Source organism: Spirosoma profusum (genome assembly GCF_014699005.1).
GTDB classification, from domain to species: Bacteria; Bacteroidota; Bacteroidia; order Cytophagales; family Spirosomataceae; genus Spirosoma; species Spirosoma profusum.
Genome location: NZ_JACWZY010000005.1, coordinates 229,073 through 249,614 on the forward strand (window position 1 = coordinate 229,073; position 20,542 = coordinate 249,614).

Genomic DNA, 20,542 nt, shown 5'->3' on the forward strand with positions numbered 1-20,542 from the left:
CTATGCGGATTCTGATTGTGTGTAGTGGAAATGCTCCAACTTTTGATTTCAGAAAGCATCAGGCATTTATCTACGATCAGGTTGAAGCCCTGAAACAGCTTGATCTGACACTCACATTTGATTATTTTTTTATTAACGGGAAAGGTTTCACGGGCTATCTGTCTTGTCTGACAAAACTCACCGAAAAGCTTAAAAGTCAGGCGTATGACTGCATTCACGCACACGTAGCACTGTCGGGTATGCTTGCGAATCTGCAACGTCGAGTGCCGGTCATTACTACGTTCCATGGGTCCGATATTAATCTGCCAAAATCCAGAATTATAGCGGCTCTGGTCGATGCGCTTAGCCGGAAAACAGTCTATATCAGTTCCCAGCTCGCTCGAAAAGCGCTTTATGCCAATAAAGAAAAACAGGCTATAGTACCCTGTGGCATCGATTTTGATCTATTTATTCCACGAAATAAGGTTCAGAGCCGACAACAATTGGGCTTTAGTCTACATAAAAAATACGTACTGTTTTCGGCTGGATTTAATGTTCCGATCAAGAATTATCCGTTGGCGAAATCAGCTATTGAACTCCTTGACGACGAATCGGTTGAGTTGCTCGAACTAACAAACTATACCCGCGAAGAAGTAGCGCTTATGTTTAGTGCCGTCGACGTAGCATTGATGACTTCTTTTTCGGAAGGTTCACCGCAGTTTGTCAAAGAAGCACTGGCTTGTAATTGCCCGGTCGTGTCAACAGATGTGGGTGATGTACAGGCGGTTATGGGCGAAGTGGCTGGGTGCTACGTTACGTCTTACGATCCAATCGACGTAGCGGCAAAAATCCGTTGCGTATTGGCCAGCAAAAACCCGATTTCAGCAAGAGCGCATGTCCAACGTTTCGACAACCGGCTGATTGCGGAGCAGATACGTAGTATTTACTATCAACTCAATTCGACCGCCCAACCCCTTCTAAAACAGGAGGGGCTTACTTAAAAACAACCGTTGCAGTTAATTCAAATCTACCAGAAGGGTACAAGTAAGTCTCTACATTGCCCCCGCCTATTTTAGAAGGGGGTTGGGGTGATAAAACTAATTCAATCAACTCTGAATGCGTTCACAGACCGACATAGTGATCATTGATTACGGCATGGGAAATCTTCGCTCGGTGCAGAAGAAATTCGACCGTCTGAACGCTCTGGTATGTATCACATCCGATAGTCGGGACGTAGCACAGGCCCAGAAACTGGTTCTGCCGGGTGTTGGCCATTTTGCCACGGGTGTTAAGAATTTGAAAGAATCGGGTATCTGGGACGTATTGCAACACAAAATTTTAGTTGAGCAAATACCCATTTTTGGCATATGTCTTGGTATGCAATTAATGGCCCGCTCCAGCGAAGAAGGCAACGTAGCAGGGCTAGGCTGGTTCGATGCCGACGTAGTGCGATTTCAGGTGAGTGATACGTTGGCTTACAAGGTTCCGCACATGGGATGGAATACCAGCAACCGCACCAGAAATTCGCGCCTGTTGGCCAATGTACCGGATGAAGCCCAATTTTATTTTGTGCATTCGTACCACATGGTTTGTCAGCAGCCCGAAGACGTACTGACGATGACGACGTATAACTATCCGTTCGTATCGGCCATCGAGAAAGGGAATATCTATGGTACGCAGTTTCACCCCGAAAAAAGCCACGACTGGGGAGAACAGATGATTGCCAATTTTATTGCTCTATAAACTTCTACTATCTGAATAAACTATTACGTATCAGTAGTGTATGTTCCGTCCTCGCGTTATTCCGGTTCTTCTCCTAAAAAATAAAGGTCTGGTCAAGTCCGTAAAATTCAACGACTATACCTATATCGGTGACCCAATCAACGCCGTCAAAATTTTTAACGATTTGAAGGCCGATGAGTTGATGTTGCTGGACATTCTGGCAACAAAGGAAAATCGCTGCATCGACCTGGAATTGATACGTGCCATCGGCGACGAAGCCAATATGCCTTTCGCGGTTGGGGGCGGCATTCGCTCACTTCAGCAGATTAAGGAACGTATCAACGCCGGTGCCGAAAAGGTAGTCATCAACTCGTTTGCAGTAAAGGACCCCAGTTTTATTAAGGCTGCGTCCGACGAATTTGGTAGTTCCACCATCGTCGTTTCCATCGATGTCAAAAAGAAATTTTGGGGTAAACAACAAGTTTATACGCTGGGCGGGAGCCAATCAACCGGCCTCAATCCGATACGTTGGGCCCAGCAAATGGAAGCCTACGGAGCCGGTGAGTTGATAATCACCTCTATTGAGCACGACGGCATGATGCAGGGATACGATTTAGCCCTTATTCGAGCCATATCAGCCGCTGTCGATATTCCGGTAGTAGCCGCTGGCGGGGCCGGAAGTTTACCTGATTTAAAAGCAGCTATCCACACAGCCCATGCCTCTGCCGTAGCCGCCGGTTCTATGTTTGTGTACCACGGCCCTCGAAAAGCGGTTTTGGTCAATTATCCCCAACGTAATGAATTACTAACCTTATTCAGTCAGCCATGAAAATATGCGCAAAAGGCGTGTGGGATGAGAGTATTCCAGGCATTACGTTCGACGAGCATGGCGTTTCAAATTTCTGCAAGCTTCAGGAAACGATGATGGCCAACTACCCCAGGGGCGAAAAGGGATTGGCCGATTGGCAGAAACTTGTTGCGGCCATCAAGAAGATTGGTCAGCATAAGCCTTACGATTGCCTGATTGGCGTGAGTGGGGGTGTCGATAGCTCCTATTTGCTACATCTGGCGGTTCAGCATGGTTTGCGCCCACTGGCCGTTAACCTCGACAATGGCTTCAACAGTGACATTGCCGTACAGAATATCTACAAGGTAACCTCAAAACTCAACATTGATCTGGAAACCTACGTAATCAATTACGAAGAGATTCAGGATCTGCTACGTGCCTACATGAAAGCCGGAATGCCCTGGATTGATACGCCTACTGATCTGGCCATCAAGGCAACGATGTATCACGTAGCACAGGCCGAAGGCATTTCCTTTATGCTACGTGGTAATGACTTTCGATCGGAGGGTAAGCAACCCAAAGAGTGGACGTATGCCGATGACCGTCAGTTGTTACATATCCACCAGACATTCGGTTCAGATATTCCGCTGACAACGTACCCGTTGCTGACTCTGCCTAAAATGATTTTTTCGGGGTTGCTGAGAGGCATTAAAGATATCCGCCCCTACTACTATCTGGATTATAATAAACAGGAAGCCAAACAGTTGATGACCGAGTTATATGGCTGGAAAGATTACGGCGGCCACCATCACGAAAACCTGTTCACTAAATTTTCAATGGCTTACTGGCTACCTAAAAAGTTTGGCATCGATAAACGAAAAATCAATCTATCGGCGCAGGTTCTGAGCAATGCAATCACCCGCGATGAAGCCCTGGAACAATTAAGCCAGCCGTTTGCCCCCGAGAGCGAGCTGGAGTTGATGCGGGCTTATATTCAGAAAAAACTGGCTCTAACTGACGAGGAGTTTGGAAGAATCTGGGCAGCGCCTGCCAAAAATACCTTCGATTATCCATCTAACTATGAACTGACGCTCAAATTATCAAGCCGTTTCAAGCCTCTCTTAAAGCGGCTTTATGGATTTACGCCCATGACAATCACGGCGAATCAGGTACTGGATACAAAAATCAAAAAATGAAATTTCTGTTTTATTTCGGTCATCCAGCCCAGTACCTGGCCCTGCGTGAAACAATGCTACGTCTTTCGGAGAAGCATGGAATAACCATACTGATCAAAACCAAAGACGTACTCGAGGATTTGCTGAAGAATGACGGCCTGCCCTACACGAACGTATTGCCCAAAGAACGAGGAGCTTCCCGATTGGCGATACTGCTGAGTTTACTGAAGCGGATGGTCATTATTTTTCCCATCATCCTGAAAAAGAAACCAGATGTTCTGATTGGCACGGATGCTGCTTTAGCCCAATTGGGTAAATTAATGAACATTCACCGGATTACAATTCTGGAAGACGACTACGACGTTATTAAAAACCTGGCAGATTTAACATTCCCGTTTACACAAACGATACTATGCCCGGATGTCTGTAACGTAGGAAGCTGGCAATCCAAGAAAGTTGGCTACAGAGGCTACATGAAACTCGGCTATCTGCATCCTACTATTTTTACACCCGATAAAACGGTTTTAGCTAAATACCGCATTCCTAAAGATTACCTACTAATCCGACTGTCGCGGTTAGCGGCTCATCATGATATTGGTGTACGAGGTTTGGATGAAAACCTGCTCGATACGATTATTCAATCTGCCCAAAAAAGGGATTATGACGTATTGATTACCGCCGAAGGCATCATTGCTGACAAATACAAATCGTATCAACTCCAAATCGCCCCAGCCGATATACACCATGTTTTAGCCAATGCCAAACTGCTTATTTCAGATAGCCAGAGTATGAGTGTTGAAGCCTCTATGTTAGGTATTCCGTCTATCCGGTATAGCAGTTTAGTCAATAAAATATCTGTACTCAGCGAACTTGAAATAAAATACAGCCTGACGTTTGGCATACAAATTGGAGAAACAGAGCGACTGCTGTCAACAATTGATGAATTACTGTCAACTCCAGATTTATATGATCGCTTTCAACGAAAACGACAGAAGATGCTAGACGACAAAATAGATGTCACTAGTTTCTGGGTCGATTTTTTTGAAAATTACCCTGTCAGTAGACATAATCGGGTTAACACAGCTGTATAGTACAATTAACGTAGTAATAAGATGTACGACTATCAGGTATTAAGCCAACTAACTGATAAAGAAGAAAGAAAGATTAATGAATTTTTAGAGTCATACGCTGAGTTTGCTTATTTTCAATCGCCTGCTTTTTTACACGTATGTCAAGCAACTAAAAATGTATTACCATTTTATATAATCGCTATATGTCATGGAGATATTGTCGGGGTTTTATTATTCTATAGACAGATAATTATGAACGTAGCAGTTTTAAACGTAGTAACAAGTAGAGGTGTAATTGCTGGGGGACCTGTCGCAAAAGATAATAACAAAGAGATTATTAATGGTTTATTGGCAAAGCATAAAGAAGTAAATGTAAAAACACTATACTCGCAGGTGCGAAATTTACATGATACGTTAGCGTACAAAGAAGCGTTTCAACGTAACAATTTTACGTATGAAGAGCATTTGAATTTTATTATCGATTTACGCAAAACTGAGGACGTATTGTGGAAGAAAATATATTCAAAACGACGTAACGAAATTCGGCGCGCCTTAAACGAAGGTTGTACCATCCATCTCGAAACGTCACTCGATTCACTAAAATCGGCTTATGCCATTTTAAAAGAAGTTTATCAGCGAGCTCGATTACCACTTCCCGGCTTCGAACATTTCAGCGCCCTGCATGAACAAACAAGCGAAACGGCTGGCCTTCGGCTGTTCACCGCAAAATGGGAGGGTAAAATAATCGGCTGCATGCTGTGCCTGGCTCATAACGGTACGTTATATGATTATTATGCAGGCGCTTACAGTAAGTTTTACAACAAATATCCGAATGATTTACTGCCCTGGGAGATAATGAAATGGGCAAAAAATAATGGGTTTACTCAATTTGATTTCGGTGGTGCGGGCAAACCCGATGTTCACTATGGGGTGAGAGAGTATAAGAAAAAATTCGGGGGCCAGCTAGTGAATTATGGCCGATACGAACGTATTGAACTCCCGGTTCTATACACGGTTGCGAGTGTTGGATTCAGGTTGATACGTGCCTTGGGGAACGTATCATTTACGGTTAACTGAAAAATTATGCAGGCTATTACTATTGGGAACCAGTCGGATACGAGCTACAATTGGGATTATATATTCTCTAACGCTTATAATAACCGGACTGGACGCTATAAATCGAAAACACAATTAAATTTCATCATAAAAAATCTAAATCGGAACGCACTACGTATTCTTGATGTAGCAGGTGGTTCAGGGCGTTTTGCTATTCCACTACTAGAGTATTCTAATGATATTACAGTTATTGATATTAATCAGAGTGCAATCGATATTTTAAAATACAGAAATCAAAAAATATCAGCAATTTGTGGTGATTTCCTGGCGACCGAATTAAATAAAACGTATTCGACTATTGTTTGTATTGAAGCCTTATGCTATTTCTCCAATATTCAGGATGTTATTTCAAAGATGAACAAACTTCTTGATGATAGGGGAAATATCATTTTCACGTACACAAATACTGATAGCTGGCGTTACTGGCTTCGAAAATTAAAAGCGCTGGCCGGTGGTGAAAGTTCTTATTACGATGTAAATCTGTCAGCATTAAAAAAAATACTCAACGACTGTCAATTTGAAATTGAAGCAGTGGAGGGTATGAACTGGATTCCTTTGCCGCTTACATCTAATACTATTCTGGTCGATTTTTTTGTCTTTCTTGAACAGAAACTTAATCTCAAAAACTGGCAGTCTCAAAGCCCCTGGTTATTAATTTCTGCCAGAAAAACGGGCGATATACGGCGCTAAATAAACCCGCATTTCTTTCACACTTCACCTATGAAAAGAATACTAGTCGATATTAACCATCCGGCGCATGTCCATCTCTTTAAATACTTCATTCAGGACGCACAAAGTGCTGGACATGAGGTCGTTGTGACTGCCAAAAATATCGACTCAGTTACGGATCTGCTACGTCTTTATCAGATAAAATTCATAAACATTGGTAACCGCAAAGACCATATTCTACTTAAATATATTTATGAGTTCGTTCATTTTATAAAGGTTCTTCTGCTGGTACGTAGCCGAAAAATAAACTACGGTATTGGTGTTTCGCTGGTGTTACCGCTTGTCTCCAAATTAACACCAATGAAGTCGTTCGTACTCGATGATGATGATTTAACAGCTGCACCTATTTCGGGCAAATTCATTTCGTGGGCAGATGTTATCCTCAATCCTGACGCGTTGGCACATGAGAAACGAGGGCATCAGCAAGTATGCTATCCGAGCTACCATGAACTGGCTTATTTACATCCAAACCGATTCGTACCTGACCCAACCGTGTTAAATGAGGCAGGAATTCAGGAAGGCGAGACTTTTTTTGTGTTACGTTTCAATGCGTTTAAGGCGCACCATGATGCAGGAATACGTGGTTTTTCACTCGCTCAAAAGCTTGAACTGGTGAAACTGCTCAGTGCCTTTGGACAAGTTTTCATTACGTCTGAACGTAGCATCGAGTCGGAACTGGAACCGTACCAATTGCCCGTTTCTGCCGACAAAATACATTCGCTTTTGCATTTCGCTACGTTGTTTATTGGTGATAGTCAGACCATGACAACCGAAGCCGCTATACTGGGAACGCCCGCTCTAAAAATGAATTCGTTTGCTGGCAGGCTCTCTATTCCGAATGAGCTGGAACATCAATACCGGCTATGCTATTCGTTTTCTCCGGACGAATTCGATGGGATGATCGCAAAAATTAAAGAATTGCTGATAGGAAGTGACGTAAAGGAAAGATGGGCTCATCGTAAAGCAGTCATGTTAAACGAAAAAATTGATCTAACCTCTTTTTTGATCCAGTTGATTCTCCATTATCCGAAAAGTATAGCGAATCAGAAGCCTATTTTTTCGGCCAATGAATCATCGCTGTAGTAACAGCCGATATGAAAACGGATTTTACTATATCGATGTATATCAACCTGTTAAACAAGCTTGAAGAATCAGGCTACAGTTTTTTTACGTTCGAAAAGTTCCTTTTTACCAATCCGCCCAGAAGTGTTATTCTGCGTCATGATGTTGACTCAAAACCTGAACATTCGCTGGAATTTGCCAGGATTCAGCATGAGCGTGGCATAGCAGGCGTATATTATTTCAGAGCTAATCAGTCAGGTTGGAGTGAGCGGGTAATTCGGGAAATTGCCGATATGGGTCACGAGATTGGCTATCATTATGAATGCCTGACGACCTGCAAAGGAGATCTTTCGCTGGCCATCAAAGACTTTAATCAAAACCTAACCGCACTACGTCGGCTTGCGCCCGTCTCAACGATTTGTATGCATGGGAGTCCATTGTCGAAATATGACTCCAGAGACCTATGGCGCGTCTATTCGTATCGGGAATTTGGGATTATTGGCGAGCCTTATTTTGATCTCGACTTCAGCAAAGTAGCTTACCTCACCGACACCGGTCGCCGTTGGAATGGCAGCAAAGTTAGCGTTAGGGATAAAGTGGAAACATCATTGCCCTACTCGTTCAAAAGCACCTGCAACATCATTGCTACGTTGGCTGAAAACGAACTTCCCGAGCAGATTATGTTCACGTTCCATCCGCAGCGATGGCACTCTAATCCATTTTTCTGGGCAAGTGAATTCGCCCTGCAAAGTGTGAAGAACGTAGTAAAGCGGTACTTCTATGTTGAATAATTTTTGAATCTGAATAATGTTAAAACTTCTTACGTTGATTGGCGCCCGACCACAAATTATCAAGGCATCAGCACTAAGCAGAGCGATACGTTTGAATTTTTCGGGGCAAATCTCGGAAGTCATTGTGCATACAGGCCAACATTACGATGAAAATATGTCGGCCGTATTTTTTGATGAGTTAGCTATTCCGGCTCCTGCCTATAATCTTAGGGTAGGCTCTGGAAAACATGGCGAGCAAACCGCCAAAATGATAGTCGAAGTAGAGTCGATTCTTGAATTGGAACAGCCAGATTATCTCATTCTATATGGCGACACCAACTCTACGCTGGCGGGTGCCATTGCGGCCTCTAAACAGCACGTACCCATTGTTCATATCGAGGCTGGTCTGCGCTCTTACAACAAGAAAATGCCCGAAGAGGTCAATCGAATCTTAACGGATCACGTATCGACTTACTTGTTCCCACCTACGCAAACGGGCGTCGAAAACCTGCAAAAAGAAGGTTTTACGCTGAACAACCAGCCGCCTTACACAATGGATAATCCAGGCATATTTAATGTTGGCGACATTACGTATGATAACAGCCTGTATTTCTGCGACGTAGCAGCTTCGAGAACGGATATTACAGAACGGCTCCAGCTTCAAGAGTCACCCTATGCGTTGGTTACCATTCACCGAAATGCAAATACTGACGATGCTATGCGACTCAACGCCATCTTCGATACATTGCTAACCATCGCAACAACGTATTCGACTAAATTAATTATACCGCTGCATCCACGTACTGCTAAACAAATGATTGCCTTGCTAAAGGAAAATTTGTATAAAGCTCTGTTTTCCAGTTCAAAAATCAGCTTCTTACCTCCGGTATCATTTTTGGAAATGATAACCCTCGAACAACAGGCCAGTCTGATTATAACGGATTCAGGTGGCGTACAGAAGGAAGCTTATTACTATCAAAAACCTTGTATTGTACTACGTTCGGAAACAGAGTGGGTAGAAATCGTTGAGAACGGAGCAGCTTTTTTATGCGATGCAAATCCTGGCTTAATTCTTGACGCTTATAATTCGATTACAAAATCGAATGCTATTCAATTTAGAAAAATATACGGCGACGGAAAAACCGCCGAAAGTATTCTGAATATTTTATCAGGAAAGTAATGCCAATTATTTCAATTCCTGTACCCTCGAAAAGTTCTAATACAATTTCTTAAAACATGGTTAAAAAATTAGAATACATCGACGCTCTAAGAGGCCTGGCTATGATTGGTGTTTTGCTGAATCACTTCAGACCATACGGAGAATTCAACCCTAATCCGACAACTTTAGAAACTATTGCTGTAAATAATGGTCAAGGTTGTATTCAGTTGTTATACATGATAAGTGCATTTACTTTATTCGTTTCCTATAATATAAGAAGAGAGTCGGAGCGTAATTATATAAGAAATTTTTTTATTAGACGATTTTTCAGGATTGCACCACTGTATTATTTTGCCTGTATTTATTATCTCATTCAACATAATCTTACTTTAGCCGATACGGAGGCCATAAGCAATCAATCAATTGTTGCAAACTTTCTTTTACTTCACGGTTTTAATCCATATTGGATTCATGCTATTGTACCTGTAGGATGGTCTGTCGGCATCGAGGTGCAGTTTTATTTTATTTTACCCATATTAGTTAGGAGAATAAAGAATTTAAATCGGGCAGTCATATTTCTTTTTTGCGCAATACTATTAAATACCATTTTAAATATTATTCTAGCTAAAACGCAACTACTTGTAGGTGACCTCCCTCGCGAAACCTTTGCTCAATTCTGGCTACCAAACCAATTGCCCGCTTTTGCGTCTGGGATAGTTTTGTATTTTCTTATCACAACGCCTAAACCTGAATGGAACGTTAATCCATTAATTTTTGCAATTGCAGCCTTAGCCATATTCATAGATTTAGCATCAGAAAAAAAATTATTGTATTCTGAATTCACGATCTATTCACTCAGTCTTATTGCAATTGTCTATTTAATAGCGCAAAGGAATTACAAAATAGTAATCAATTCCGCTACGCAAATGATTGGAAAGATAAATTATGGAATTTATTTATTTCATTATCCCGTACTAGGTTTAATGCTTAAATTCGATATAGTAAAGAAAATAGAATCTTTTTTTTATTATTCATCGGCCTTAGGGTATATATTTTCATTTTCATTATTTTTAGTATTAAATATTATTTTTTCCTATGCGCTACATCATATCATTGAGATTCCATTCCAAAAATTAGGATCTCGTATTATTAAGAAATTACAAAAAAACAAAGCTATTCCTGCTGTATTACATCCAGACGTACTAACTACTTGATTCTATAGTTTTTCAAATGTCGAGTAACTTTTATCAGCCTGATAGAATTAAACACGTTGGCGAATAATTGTAAATAACTTAATTATAGGCTATTACTGTCTACAAATGCGCATATTTCGTTGGAGCATTTTACTAATAACCATAGTTTTTTGGGCAAGTGGACTTTCGACTGGAATAGCCTACAGGCTTTCAGCTTTAGGAGTAATTACAGATCAGGTACGATTTGGAGATTTATATCAATTTTCGGCTCTGCCTCAGTTCAAGCAGCCATGGCCAGAATACGCACATCCAAATCGCTTCAGTGATACAGCCGCTACGCATCTGTACATTATTGGCGATAGTTTCACGCTGCCGTTATTTTTGAATAAATCAGATTTTCGGGTAAGTCATTATGAGCGATGGGGAATGGGGCCATTAAATTTTGTTCTATCCGACTCCACCAAACGCAACGTATTATTAATTGAATCGGTTGAACGTAACATTCGCCAGAATTTTGCGATGCCCCATCATCAAGATATTTCTTCAATCACTACGTATCAGGAGCCCAACTGGTTAGGGCAATTAAGCGAACGATTTGGAAAAGGCTTTCATCGAAATCGTGTCGAAACCAGGCTCGAAGCTGCCCTGTTTAACCATGACTGGGCATTCTGGTTTAAAGAAATTAAAGCACAATTGACTCTCAACTGGTTCGGCCGGACAGATGCTCAGGTAAGTCTATCGAAAGACAAAAAGCATCTATTTTATTTCATGGAAGCTGACAATCGGTTACCACAGAATTCTTCTTTTTCTCCGCTCGAAGACGCCGAAGTGGATTCGTTGATACAAAATTTGAACAAGACCGCTGATTATTACCGACATCAGGGATTCGATGAAATTTATCTGTCACTGATACCGAATAAAGCCAGTATTCTGGATACTAATCGAACTGACTATAACCATCTAATTGAACGTATTCAGAATAGCCCAAACTTAGCAATACCGATTGTAAACACTTATAATGTGTTCAAGCAATCTTCCAGATCACTCTACCTTAAAGGTGACACACATTGGAATTGTGAAGGTCATGCTACATGGCTCAAACTAGTGCAGCAGAAACTGCGCATTTAATTATTTCCAATATAATTCGGCAAAGTAATTGAAGGGAGTTTTATCATATCTGTTACGTATTTCCACAATCGTTTTCTAACTCATTTACAGTATTAGACAATCCCTGATTTATGCTTCTCCAACGTATTAATCGCTTTCGTTACGTATATAACCTTCTCTATCATCAAACAGGTCTGGGCTTTCCCCCCGGCCACTACTATAGCCCCATTGTCAATAAAAGCGAATTACTTAATCGGGATGAGCTATTTGAAAATTTTCCTCGGCAAATTCCAAATATTGACTTAAGGGAAGCCCAGCAAATGAAGTTGTTGGAGCAATTCAGCAAGCTTTATCCAACAATTCCTTTTTCCAAAGCATATAATCCTGACCATCGGTATCACTACGATGCTCTTGGTAACCAGTATTGCTATTCCGACGCAATTATGCTCCACTGCATAATGCGAACATTCAATCCTCAGCAAATAATTGAAGTAGGTTCGGGCTTTTCGTCGGCTGTAATGCTGGATACCAATCAACTGTTTTTCAACAATACTATTCAATTCACCTTTATAGAGCCTTATCCAGAGCGACTCTACGGCTTGCTACGTGACGAGGATCACAAACGTACTGTTACGTATGAAAAAGGCTTACAGGAAATTGACTTAAAAGAATTCGATAAACTTGCCGAAAACGACATACTATTTATAGATTCTACGCATGTTTCTAAAACGGGGAGTGATGTTAACCAGGTTATTTTCAACATTCTACCTCGATTACAGAAAGGTGTATTAATTCACTTCCATGATATTTTTTACCCATTCGAATACCCTAAAGACTGGGTGATAAATAGTACTGGATTTGGCTGGAACGAAGCCTATATTTTAAGAGCTTTCTTAATGAACAATTCTGATTACGAGATTGTATTATTCAATACATTTATGGAAAACTTTCATTTAAGATGGTTTGAAGAATATATGCCCTTATGTCTGGAGAACAAAGGTGGAAGTATATGGCTACGTAAAAAGTAAAAATTTATCTATATATAGTTTTAGCAAATATGAATCAATTTATTCAAAATACACTTTTGGGGCCAGTAGGCATTTTACCAGCCATATTCGTTTTAATAAGTGCCCTATTATCAATAACGGTACTTTATAAAAGTAATCGTATTATTTTACAGTCTGTAAAATATGAAAGTTTTGACGCGCTAAAAGGGTACTTATCAATCATAGTATTTATTTGCCATAGCATAACTTGGTATTATTATTTACGCACAAGAAATTGGTTTCCTCCACCATCAAATGCATACCATCAAATTGGGCAAGCAAGTATTTCGATGTTTTTCATGATGACCAGTTTTTTATTTTGCAATAAACTACTAAAAGGGCAAACTAATTGGTTGAAACTGTATATTGGTCGTATATTTCGTCTATTTCCAGTTTATTTTTTATCAATATTTTGCTTATTCTTAATTATAGGCTATTTAAGTAATTTTTCATTAAATGAAAATGAATCCATATTAACTATAACTAGCCAATTTAAAAAATGGATATTATTTACTATGAAGGACTGGCCCAACGTAAATGGTATTCAAAAAACCTGGATTATCATCGCCCACATTACTTGGACGTTACGGTATGAATGGCTTTTTTATTTAGCTTTACCTGTTATTAGTATTTTATTTTTCAATGAAAAACCTAATTTATTGATAATATCTATTTCATTATATATCTTATTTGTAGTATTGCCATATAAAGATTACTCATACATAAACTTCATACATTTTGGTGGAGGCATATTAGCTTCATTATTAATTAGATTCGGCAAATTTTCACATTTTACATACAGCTGGCCGTTTTCTATAATAATTTTTCTTCTTATATTATTATTAGTAACTATCGAAGGTCAGCAGTTATTTCATATCGCTATTACAGCCGCTATATTTATCATAATTGCCTGTGGAAATACAATTTTCGGTGTACTATTAAATAAATACGCGCGAGCATTGGGCCAAGTTTCATATGGGATATATTTATTTCATGGTATAGTTTTTTTTATTTTTTTTAGATTTATACTGGGGTACGAGAAGGCAGCAACCTTGTCGAGTGCGCAACATTGGGTTTGTATAATATTACTAACTCCATTGATTATACTAATAGCATCCCTTATACATATTTACATTGAATTTCCAGCTATGCAGTTGACGCCTTTAATTTATCAGAAAATACATGAAATAACATCAGCAACAAAACATAAAGCCAGAATTTATTGGCATCAGGTGGTATCATTCAAATAAAAGATAGTTTTAATAATCAAAATTACCCTAATAATATGAATTATATTATAAATAAAATATTATTAGGGCCAGTAGCCTTACTTCCTGCAATTTGCGTAATTGCAGTCTCACTACTAACTACGACCGCAATCAGCAAAAGTAAATATTTAACCTTACAGCCAGTAAAATACGAAAATTTAGATGGATTAAAGGGGTATTTAGCGGTTATCGTATTTATCTCACATAGCGCTACTTGGTATTTTTATTTACGTACAGGCAACTGGTGGGCCCCACCGTCTAATTTATACATTCAAATGACAAATTTGAGTGTTTCAATGTTTTTTATGATGTCAGGTCTCTTATTCTTCAATAAAATGATAAAAGGCGAAATTAACTGGTTAAACTTATATATATCTCGAATATTACGTTTAGTTCCTATTTATGCGCTAGCTATAATTTTCTTATTTGTTATCATTGGCTTTTTAAGCAAATTTTCATTTAGTGATAAAGAGTCTTTTTTAACATTAATTAGCCAATTTAGCAAGTGGATATTATTTACCATAAAAGATGCGCCTAATATTAATAATTTTCAAAATACAGGAGTTATTATCTGTTACGTCCCATGGACGTTGCGGTATGAATGGTTTTTTTATCTAACATTACCGGTATTAAGTTTTTTACTTTTCAGAAATAAGCCTAGTATTTCTGCAATACTAATTACTATATGTATTCTTTTTTTTATAATACCTTATAAAGATTATTTATACATGTACTTCACTTATTTTGTTGGTGGAATCATAGCCGCTTTACTAGTTAATTTTGGAAAATTCTCACAAAGAACCACGCACTGGGTATTTTCCGGTATCATTTTTATTTTGGCACTTATAGTAGCAGTTATTAAACCTTACCAGCTATTGCCTCTTATTATATTTTCCGTAATATTTTGTATAATTACAGGTGGCAACACACTTTTCGGTTTTTTATCAAACAAGGGAGCACGACTATTAGGTCAGCTTTCTTATGGAATCTATATGTTTCATGGTCTACTATTATTCTGTCTTTTTAGATTTGGATTAGGCTTTGAAAAAGCAGCTAAGCTAACGAGTCTAGAGCATTGGTCATTAGTAGTAATGATAACACCGATAATTGTACTGGTAGCTTTTATTTTGCATGTTAATATTGAATTACCAGTTATTCAACTTACGCCAATAGTCTATAAAACAATACGTGATCTTCTAAATACCATTGAGCAAAAAATAACAATTGTCTGGCATAAAATTTTAAATAGTAAATTCCTATCTGAGAAATGGAATCAAAATTATTGAGTGAGGTCAATAGTAATCGTAATAACAATTTCAATTTATTACGACTTATAGCGGCATGTGCGGTTATATTTTGCCATGCTCAACCAGCAGCGGGCAAAAGTATAACAGCTATTAATTATTACTCTGGATTTGTGGCTGTAGATGTGTTTTTCATTACAAGTGGTTTCCTTGTAACTGGCAGCTTATTAAAGCGTAACAATATAAACTTTTTTATAGTATCTCGCTTTCTTAGGATATTTCCTGGGTTATTTGTTTGCCTACTATTTAGTGTGTTTATTATAGGAGCATTATTCACTACACTACCTTTAAAAGCATATTTAACTAATCTACAAATTTCTACTTATTTGTATCATAATTTAAATTTATTCTCTACAACTGAGTGCTCCTTACCAGGTGTTTTCGAAAATAATCATTTTAAGTCATGTGTAAACGTATCCCTTTGGACATTACCATGGGAAATTAAAATGTATATAGGATTATTAATTCTAGGGGCTTTTAGGCTGTTTATTAATGCTCTTTTTTCTCTTCGGATTATTAAAGTTATCATTATAACAATATTTATCTTTTCGGTATCTCTAACCATTTATAGGTATTTTAAGACAAATAACTTTGATAACCCGTCACGTTTTACAGCTATGTTCTCTTCAGGGGCTCTTTTTTACATTTATCGTGATCGAATTATTTTATCACAATCGTTATTTATATGTTTACTTTTACTTCTTATAGCTTTTTTATTCAAAAAAGATTGGCTATTAATTCCATACGCTCTATCAATATGTTATCTTGTTATTTACCTTGCGTTCATCCCAAAAGGATTTATACGCAAATTCAATAAATTACCCGATTATTCGTATGGTGTTTATATTTATGGGTTCCCTGTTCAGCAGTCGATAGCCGCACTTTACACAACTATCAGCCTGAAAGAGATGATTATTTATAGTTTTATCATCACTGTTTTGCTGGCTTCTTTGTCGTGGCATTTCATTGAGAAGCCAGCATTAAGCCTAAAGAAATATTTCCATTCTCCACGATTTATACAGAATTTAGAAACAAAGCCTGTCTGATAGAAGCAGATAAGAGTCGTTCATGATTTGCAAGGTTTTGGCCAACCTTACCACTCTTCAATATGTTTACTGATATACCTGCTTCCCTGATTGTATTGCCTTCATTTGCTACCATAAAGTTTTTTTTGACAACAAATTCCTAATAATCAGATACGTGTACCGAAAAGTAAATATATGAGGTGCATCGAAATCTGAGATTGGCTCAATTTTTGATTTTTTGAGTCATTGCAGCCTAGTAATCACCTACGTCAGGAATTTGATGTAAAACCTCTATTTTCTATAACATAGACGGATTCCCATATAAAGTACCTACAACTCGGTGGTGATAACTTCCAGGCGCATATGTCTATTGCCCAATGTTTATCAGCTATTGGCCATGCCTTGGTTTGTCCTCTATACCAAATCCAGATCAGAAAAACTGGCGGCTGAAAAGCTACGCCAGAAAGGTATCGAAGTATACTGCCCGCTTCGAAAAGTTAAACGAAAATGGTCAGACCGTATCAAGATGGTTGAAGAGCCCTTGTTCCGGTCATATTGTTTTGTCAACCTGGAAGAGCACCTACGTAGTACTGTTTTCGGTGTCCCCGGCGTAGTAGGATACCTTCACTGGTTGAAAAAACCAGCTATCGTAAAACAGCGCGAGATTGACCTGATCAAAACGATGCTAAATGATTTCGACCATGATTCCCTCGAAATCATCGATTTTTCAGCCAGTGATCGGCTACGCATCACATCCGGGGCTTTTATGGATCAGGAGGGCGAAGTACTCGCTACACAGGGAAAAAAAATCTTTGTCCGGCTCGAATCACTAAACATCTGTGTATCAGTCGACATGAGTAAAAATAAAGTCGAGAAAGTGAAAAAACCGAAACGATATTATTAGATACATATCTGCTACGATTAGAACCTACCGTTATAATATGCCTAATTATTTACATAAAATTTATTCGGTGATACTGTGCGTTTTATGTTATACTGCTACGTATGCACAGACTACTTCCAGAAAAATACGCTATGAAGTAGAAGCCGGTACGTATCTATCCTCTACGTCGACAAATCCATTCTGGATACGTTCCAATCAATACGGCGAAATTCCCCTGGAATCGCAGGGATTTACACTACGTGCGCAAATCCAGAAAGAATATGATCCGTACCTTTCTTCGAAAAAAGGCAAAGGAAAATTTTCGTATGGCTATGGCGCACGAGCCGTACTAAATGCCGGTCGGATTAATCAGGTTCTCATTTCGGAACTGTACGGTAAGCTACGGTATGGGGCTGTGGAACTGTCGGCAGGGCGAAGACGCGGGATTATAGGTCTTGTCGATTCTACGTTAAGTTCGGGTTCTTACATCTGGTCGGGCAATGCTTTGCCCATGCCAAAAGTGGAGATTTCGATACCAAATTATATGCCTTTATTTAAAAACGGCCTTATCGCCGTAAAAGGCAACTATGCACATGGTTGGTTTGGTCGAAACGATTCGCTTGATAATTCGTATCTGCATCAGAAAAGCCTGTATATCCGTCTGGGAAAACCTTCCTGGCGGTTTAAAGTTTATGGCGGGTTCAATCACCAGGTACAATGGGGTGGTAGGTTATTATACAACCGCGTCGATAATGGAGTTAAAATTACTCGCTACGGCACCGACTGGGAAACGTATCTATACGTAGTGAATGGAAAATCGCTGTACACGCTCGATACGTTGGTGGTACAGAACGGCGCAGCGTCAGCCGAAGGGGGTAACCGGGTTGGGAACCACCTGGGCTCACTTGATCTGGGACTCGAATACGAGAGTGAGAATTCCAGATGGTTATTCTATCGTCAGTCGTTTTACGAGGCCGGTGCTTTATTCTATCTGAACAACGTAGCAGACGGCCTGAATGGCATATCTTTCGTTCGCAAAAACGCTCAATTTGGTATTATACGCGTTGTTTTTGAATACCTGCAAACGTCCAGTCAGGGTGGTTCTATTTCGTCGGGACGAACGAGTATTTCGCAGCTACGGGGCGCCGAAGACTACTTCAATAACGGGCGGTACATTGATGGCTGGGTATACAAAGGGCAAACCATCGGTACGCCCTATATCATGCCGTTACGTTACACAAGCGGTTTGCCGCAGAATTTGGACTCCAACCCGAACCGAATTGTCAACAACCGGGTAGAGGTTTATACACTGGGTATAATGAGCCGTATTGGGAACGTTGATCTGTTAACCCGATTTACGTCGAGCCAGAACTTCGGTAACTATTATTATCCGCCTTTCAGCATCTCCCAAAAATCGTTTCAGCAGCAGTTTATCGTTCCCGTTAATAAATACACGTTCACGGTCAATCTTGCTTACGACAGCGAAGGCGTTTTACAGGAAAATTATGGGCTAAATTTCCTGATAAAGCGCACATTTTAAGCACATTCGGTTTAGCTACGTAACGGTTTAAATTATACATTTCTCAGCTTACATACCTCTGTAAACGTATGAAATTAGCACTACTTAGTTGTTTTCTGCTTGTGCAACTGACACTGCTGGCACAGTCGCCGGAACCAGCCCAGATTGCTCAAATAGAACGTATTGATTTAACGAATTCGGTAGATCTACACACGGCGCAAGTTGCTTCAACGCTGCCCATCGAATCGTTATTGACAGCTCCGGAAGCCCCGGCCGACTCTATAGCGTCTAAACGACATTTTTTAACGACAGGGCTTTATATGAATGGAAAGCGTTTGTCGACTTCGAGTGTACTGTATACGTATCAGAAGGCGCCAAAATCTATGCCTAAGTCGTTGAATTTGTACCAGTTGGGTAGCTTTTTAAAGCCAGTTGGGCCATTGATGGTCGTAACCGGCGTGTATATTGGCTATCTGGCTATCAAAGGCAAACCAGCAACGGCCATGGTTCGGGGAACGGGTGGTACGTATCTTAATCCGGTGGTCCCGGACGTACCGGCTGAGTATACAGTTCGTAATTTACCTCGGTTACTGGCCGGAATAGGCATGGTTATTGGGGGAATTGCCGTGATAGAGTTTTCCAACGAGTTGGTGGCGAAGTCAGCTAAAAATTACAATTCGAAACTTTCACGCCCCCGACGAGTTGCGATACTTAATAATGCTAAATTTGGTATAACTCCCGATGGCAACATCGGTTTATACGCCCGTTTTTAATACTATGTCATCCTGGCCTATGTCTTCATCTATTTGGGAACGCTTTGTTTCTCCGTTCAAAGGAACCTCGCAACCCACCGATGGATCGTGCTTTTGGTCGGTCGATATTCACTCACATTTACTACCCGGACTCGATGATGGGGTTAAGGATACTGAGCAGGCTTTGGCTTGTTTAACGCAATTATCGGAGTGGGGTATCCAGAAAATTATTACCACACCACACGTCAGTGGCGACTGGTATCCGAATTCGTCGGATAGCATCCGGCAGATGCGTGCTACGTTGCAATCGCTTATAGACGAGCATCAACTGCCCCTTAGTATCGACGTAGCAGCCGAATATCTAATTGACGATTTCTTTTTCGATCTGCTTCAGGCCGACGATTTACTCACGTTTGGCGATAAACGCTACCTGCTCATTGAAGCAGGCTGGGCCTGGGGACCGAATAATTTTCTTGATTTGATATTTCGGATTCAAACGCAGGGATATACACCCATTCTGGCTCACCCTGAACGGTACAAATACTACCATGACGACAAAAGAATTCTACATCAACTGCACAAGAACGATTGCCTGTTTCAACTGAACTGGATGTCGCTTGTAGGGAGATACGGAGCCGATATTCAGAAACAGGCCCGTTACCTGCTACAGGAAGATCTTATCGATTTCATCGGTAGCGATTTACACCATCCCCGCGATCTCAAAGACATGGCCCGCCTATTTAGTAGCGACGATATAAAACTGCTTCAGCAACAAACGCTGCTAAACGATACGTTGCTGTAACCATAGTTCAGGTTGTTCATTACAAACGCCAGGCTCAGTCTGGCGTTTTTTGTTTTCTGCCATTACGTTGCTAC

The 20,542-nt window shown here is 40.0% G+C and carries 20 protein-coding genes; all 20 read left to right on the plus strand.

Annotation, left to right across the window (positions count from 1 at the left end):
- Window positions 1–2: 2 nt before the first annotated feature.
- The 20 genes from IC229_RS08620 to IC229_RS08715 all read left to right on the plus strand — a co-directional run bounded on the left by IC229_RS08620 (window position 3) and on the right by IC229_RS08715 (window position 20,468).
- A complete protein-coding gene (locus IC229_RS08620) occupies window positions 3–980 on the plus strand; it encodes a glycosyltransferase (RefSeq protein WP_190886551.1) in 978 nt (325 codons plus the stop codon).
- Between the two features lie 115 nt (window positions 981–1,095).
- Window positions 1,096–1,722, plus strand: a complete 627-nt coding sequence (gene hisH / locus IC229_RS08625) for an imidazole glycerol phosphate synthase subunit HisH (RefSeq protein ID WP_190886552.1) — start codon at window positions 1,096–1,098, stop codon at window positions 1,720–1,722.
- A 40-nt stretch (window positions 1,723–1,762) separates the two neighbouring features.
- Window positions 1,763–2,530 (plus strand): AglZ/HisF2 family acetamidino modification protein, encoded by a 768-nt coding sequence (locus tag IC229_RS08630; RefSeq protein WP_190886553.1) that lies wholly within the window; start codon window positions 1,763–1,765, stop codon window positions 2,528–2,530.
- Window positions 2,527–3,684 carry an N-acetyl sugar amidotransferase gene (locus tag IC229_RS08635; protein WP_190886554.1) on the plus strand — a complete coding sequence of 386 codons (1,158 nt, stop codon included), beginning with the start codon at window positions 2,527–2,529 and terminating at the stop codon, window positions 3,682–3,684. The genes IC229_RS08630 and IC229_RS08635 overlap by 4 nt, the downstream gene beginning before the upstream one ends.
- On the plus strand, window positions 3,681–4,754 hold the full coding sequence (locus tag IC229_RS08640) for a DUF354 domain-containing protein (RefSeq protein ID WP_190886555.1): 1,074 nt from the start codon (window positions 3,681–3,683) through the stop codon (window positions 4,752–4,754). Before IC229_RS08635 ends, IC229_RS08640 begins: the two co-directional genes overlap by 4 nt.
- 231 nt (window positions 4,755–4,985) lie before the next feature.
- Window positions 4,986–5,810 (plus strand): lipid II:glycine glycyltransferase FemX, encoded by an 825-nt coding sequence (locus IC229_RS08645; protein ID WP_190886556.1) that lies wholly within the window; start codon window positions 4,986–4,988, stop codon window positions 5,808–5,810.
- Window positions 5,811–5,816: 6 nt separating this feature from the next.
- Window positions 5,817–6,539 carry a class I SAM-dependent methyltransferase gene (locus tag IC229_RS08650; protein WP_190886557.1) on the plus strand — a complete coding sequence of 241 codons (723 nt, stop codon included), beginning with the start codon at window positions 5,817–5,819 and terminating at the stop codon, window positions 6,537–6,539.
- A 30-nt stretch (window positions 6,540–6,569) separates the two neighbouring features.
- Entirely contained in the window at window positions 6,570–7,661 is a 1,092-nt protein-coding gene (locus IC229_RS08655) for a DUF354 domain-containing protein (protein WP_190886558.1), read from the plus strand.
- 11 nt (window positions 7,662–7,672) lie between these two features.
- Complete coding sequence (locus IC229_RS08660; protein WP_190886559.1) at window positions 7,673–8,431, plus strand: polysaccharide deacetylase family protein; 759 nt, start codon at window positions 7,673–7,675, stop codon at window positions 8,429–8,431.
- 16 nt (window positions 8,432–8,447) lie between these two features.
- Window positions 8,448–9,590 (plus strand): non-hydrolyzing UDP-N-acetylglucosamine 2-epimerase, encoded by a 1,143-nt coding sequence (gene wecB / locus IC229_RS08665; protein ID WP_190886560.1) that lies wholly within the window; start codon window positions 8,448–8,450, stop codon window positions 9,588–9,590.
- Window positions 9,591–9,646: 56 nt separating this feature from the next.
- Window positions 9,647–10,783: an acyltransferase family protein gene (locus IC229_RS08670; RefSeq protein ID WP_190886561.1), complete on the plus strand. Its 1,137-nt coding sequence runs from the start codon at window positions 9,647–9,649 to the stop codon at window positions 10,781–10,783.
- Window positions 10,784–10,888: 105 nt separating this feature from the next.
- Window positions 10,889–11,890, plus strand: a complete 1,002-nt coding sequence (locus IC229_RS08675) for a hypothetical protein (RefSeq protein ID WP_190886562.1) — start codon at window positions 10,889–10,891, stop codon at window positions 11,888–11,890.
- 110 nt (window positions 11,891–12,000) lie between these two features.
- Window positions 12,001–12,897: a class I SAM-dependent methyltransferase gene (locus IC229_RS08680; RefSeq protein WP_190886563.1), complete on the plus strand. Its 897-nt coding sequence runs from the start codon at window positions 12,001–12,003 to the stop codon at window positions 12,895–12,897.
- Window positions 12,898–12,926: 29 nt separating this feature from the next.
- Complete coding sequence (locus tag IC229_RS08685; RefSeq protein WP_190886564.1) at window positions 12,927–14,165, plus strand: acyltransferase family protein; 1,239 nt, start codon at window positions 12,927–12,929, stop codon at window positions 14,163–14,165.
- Complete coding sequence (locus IC229_RS08690; RefSeq protein ID WP_190886565.1) at window positions 14,138–15,469, plus strand: acyltransferase family protein; 1,332 nt, start codon at window positions 14,138–14,140, stop codon at window positions 15,467–15,469. Before IC229_RS08685 ends, IC229_RS08690 begins: the two co-directional genes overlap by 28 nt.
- Window positions 15,451–16,533, plus strand: a complete 1,083-nt coding sequence (locus tag IC229_RS08695) for an acyltransferase family protein (RefSeq protein WP_190886566.1) — start codon at window positions 15,451–15,453, stop codon at window positions 16,531–16,533. The genes IC229_RS08690 and IC229_RS08695 overlap by 19 nt, the downstream gene beginning before the upstream one ends.
- Before the next feature lie 376 nt (window positions 16,534–16,909).
- Window positions 16,910–17,416: a UpxY family transcription antiterminator gene (locus IC229_RS08700; RefSeq protein WP_190886567.1), complete on the plus strand. Its 507-nt coding sequence runs from the start codon at window positions 16,910–16,912 to the stop codon at window positions 17,414–17,416.
- Window positions 17,417–17,453: 37 nt separating this feature from the next.
- Entirely contained in the window at window positions 17,454–18,935 is a 1,482-nt protein-coding gene (locus IC229_RS08705) for a capsule assembly Wzi family protein (protein ID WP_190886568.1), read from the plus strand.
- A 68-nt stretch (window positions 18,936–19,003) separates the two neighbouring features.
- Entirely contained in the window at window positions 19,004–19,687 is a 684-nt protein-coding gene (locus IC229_RS08710) for a hypothetical protein (RefSeq protein WP_190886569.1), read from the plus strand.
- 19 nt (window positions 19,688–19,706) lie between these two features.
- Window positions 19,707–20,468 (plus strand): tyrosine-protein phosphatase, encoded by a 762-nt coding sequence (locus tag IC229_RS08715; protein WP_223833923.1) that lies wholly within the window; start codon window positions 19,707–19,709, stop codon window positions 20,466–20,468.
- Window positions 20,469–20,542 lie beyond the last annotated feature (74 nt).

What these genes read in the sequence shown, in the direction of transcription:
- IC229_RS08620 (WP_190886551.1), top strand. Translation starts at nt 3, where the DNA reads ATGCGGATTCTGATTGTGTGTAGTGGAAATGCTCCAACTTTTGATTTC.
- hisH (WP_190886552.1), top strand. Translation starts at nt 1,096, where the DNA reads ATGCGTTCACAGACCGACATAGTGATCATTGATTACGGCATGGGAAAT.
- IC229_RS08630 (WP_190886553.1), top strand. Translation starts at nt 1,763, where the DNA reads ATGTTCCGTCCTCGCGTTATTCCGGTTCTTCTCCTAAAAAATAAAGGT.
- IC229_RS08635 (WP_190886554.1), top strand. Translation starts at nt 2,527, where the DNA reads ATGAAAATATGCGCAAAAGGCGTGTGGGATGAGAGTATTCCAGGCATT.
- IC229_RS08640 (WP_190886555.1), top strand. Translation starts at nt 3,681, where the DNA reads ATGAAATTTCTGTTTTATTTCGGTCATCCAGCCCAGTACCTGGCCCTG.
- IC229_RS08645 (WP_190886556.1), top strand. Translation starts at nt 4,986, where the DNA reads ATGAACGTAGCAGTTTTAAACGTAGTAACAAGTAGAGGTGTAATTGCT.
- IC229_RS08650 (WP_190886557.1), top strand. Translation starts at nt 5,817, where the DNA reads ATGCAGGCTATTACTATTGGGAACCAGTCGGATACGAGCTACAATTGG.
- IC229_RS08655 (WP_190886558.1), top strand. Translation starts at nt 6,570, where the DNA reads ATGAAAAGAATACTAGTCGATATTAACCATCCGGCGCATGTCCATCTC.
- IC229_RS08660 (WP_190886559.1), top strand. Translation starts at nt 7,673, where the DNA reads ATGAAAACGGATTTTACTATATCGATGTATATCAACCTGTTAAACAAG.
- wecB (WP_190886560.1), top strand. Translation starts at nt 8,448, where the DNA reads ATGTTAAAACTTCTTACGTTGATTGGCGCCCGACCACAAATTATCAAG.
- IC229_RS08670 (WP_190886561.1), top strand. Translation starts at nt 9,647, where the DNA reads ATGGTTAAAAAATTAGAATACATCGACGCTCTAAGAGGCCTGGCTATG.
- IC229_RS08675 (WP_190886562.1), top strand. Translation starts at nt 10,889, where the DNA reads ATGCGCATATTTCGTTGGAGCATTTTACTAATAACCATAGTTTTTTGG.
- IC229_RS08680 (WP_190886563.1), top strand. Translation starts at nt 12,001, where the DNA reads ATGCTTCTCCAACGTATTAATCGCTTTCGTTACGTATATAACCTTCTC.
- IC229_RS08685 (WP_190886564.1), top strand. Translation starts at nt 12,927, where the DNA reads ATGAATCAATTTATTCAAAATACACTTTTGGGGCCAGTAGGCATTTTA.
- IC229_RS08695 (WP_190886566.1), top strand. Translation starts at nt 15,451, where the DNA reads ATGGAATCAAAATTATTGAGTGAGGTCAATAGTAATCGTAATAACAAT.
- IC229_RS08700 (WP_190886567.1), top strand. Translation starts at nt 16,910, where the DNA reads ATGCCTTGGTTTGTCCTCTATACCAAATCCAGATCAGAAAAACTGGCG.
- IC229_RS08705 (WP_190886568.1), top strand. Translation starts at nt 17,454, where the DNA reads ATGCCTAATTATTTACATAAAATTTATTCGGTGATACTGTGCGTTTTA.
- IC229_RS08710 (WP_190886569.1), top strand. Translation starts at nt 19,004, where the DNA reads ATGAAATTAGCACTACTTAGTTGTTTTCTGCTTGTGCAACTGACACTG.
- IC229_RS08715 (WP_223833923.1), top strand. Translation starts at nt 19,707, where the DNA reads ATGTCTTCATCTATTTGGGAACGCTTTGTTTCTCCGTTCAAAGGAACC.